Origin of the sequence: Mesorhizobium sp. M7A.F.Ca.CA.002.05.1.1 (assembly GCF_003998335.1) — a bacterium.
Taxonomy (GTDB): domain Bacteria; phylum Pseudomonadota; class Alphaproteobacteria; order Rhizobiales; family Rhizobiaceae; genus Mesorhizobium.
The window spans coordinates 1-1,493 of record NZ_RZQI01001179.1 but is presented as its reverse complement, the minus strand read 5'-3'; the positions used below and the strand labels follow the sequence as shown (position 1 = coordinate 1,493).

2 protein-coding genes are annotated in these 1,493 nt (G+C 65.0%); both read right to left on the bottom strand.

The annotated features are described in order from the left end of the window. Positions 1-989: ABC transporter ATP-binding protein (locus EN939_RS33870; protein WP_164751500.1), on the bottom strand; the 989-nt coding region annotated here is incomplete at its 3' end. Further along, positions 982-1,493: ABC transporter permease (locus EN939_RS33865; RefSeq protein WP_164751499.1), on the bottom strand; the 512-nt coding region annotated here is incomplete at its 5' end. The genes EN939_RS33865 and EN939_RS33870, both read right to left, overlap by 8 nt.

The window sequence follows — 1,493 nt, the reverse complement described above, 5'->3', positions numbered from 1 at the left end:
GCCTGCGCCTTGTCGTGATGGAAGCAGCGCGACAGCCGGCCGCCCAGATCATAGAGCGGCGGCAATTCGCTGCGGCAGCGATCGTCGGCGAGCGCGCAGCGATCGGCGAAGGCGCAGCCCTTGATGTCGGCCCCGATGCCGGGCAGGAAACCCGGAATGGTGTCGAGCCGGCCCTGATCCTTGCGTTGGCCGCCGCGCGGCAGGCAGCGCAGCAGCGCCACCGTGTAGGGGTGGCGCGGATCGTTGAACACGACCTCCGTTGGTCCTTCCTCGACCAGCATGCCGGCATAGAGCACGCCGACCCGGTCGCACATGTTGGAAACGACGGCGAGGTTGTGGCTGATGAACAGGATAGAGGCTGACAGTTCCTGCCTGAGCTGTGCGATCAGGTCGAGCACTTCGGCCTCCACCGTCGCATCGAGGCCGGTGGTGGGCTCGTCGAGGATCAGCATCGACGGATCGTTGGCCAGCGCCATGGCAATCGCCAAGCGTTGCTGCATGCCGCCGGAAAGCTGGTGCGGGTAGCGCTGCATGACACTTGTCGGGTCGGAGATGCGCACTCGGTTCAGCATCGCAATCGCCCGGTCAGTGGCCGCTCGTCCCGAAACGCCGCCGAGTTCAAAAATCTCGGTCAGCTGACGGCCGACGCGGATCGATGGGTTCAGCGCCTTGCCCGGGTCCTGATAGACCATGGAGACGCTTTCCGCGCGCGCCCGCCTGAGCGCTTCGGCGTCAAGTTTCATCACATTCTGGCCGTCGAGCGAGATCGCGCCGCCGGTGATCGAGCCATTTCTCGGCAGATAGCGCACGACGGTGAGCGCCACTGTCGACTTGCCGCAACCGGACTCGCCGACCAGCCCATAGGCTTCGCCCTGGCCGATGGTGAGGCTGAGGTTGCGCAGCACGGCGCGATTGCGGCCGGCGACGCGGTAGGCAACCGAAAGATCGGTGAGTTCGAGTGCGTTTTCGGCCTTGGCGGAGTTAGTCATTGAGCGCTCCGTGAACGCCGTCGGCCGCCAGATTGACGCCGATCACCAGCGAAGCGATGGCGAGCGCATCGAACAGCACCGTCCACCAGAAGCCGCCGCCGATCATGCCGTAATTGTTGGAGATCGACAGCCCCCAGTCGGGCGAGGGCGGCTGGATGCCAAAGCCCATGAAGGAGAGCGTGGCGACGGCGAAAATGGCATAGCCGAGCCGCACGGTGGTTTCGACCAGGATCGGCGGGATGACGTTGGGCAGGATCTCGACGAACATCGTATGCAGGGCACTTTCATGCCTGAGTTGTGCGGCGGCGACATAGTCGAGCTCGCGCTCGGCCAGCACCGCCGAGCGCACGGTGCGCGCGATGATCGGCGCGAAGCTCAGGCCGATGACGACGATGACCGTCGTCTTGGAGGTGCCGAGCGCAACGATGGCCAACAGCGCAACGATGACCACCGGGATCGCCATGAAGGCTTCGAGGATGCGGCTGACGACATCGTCGACGAGAC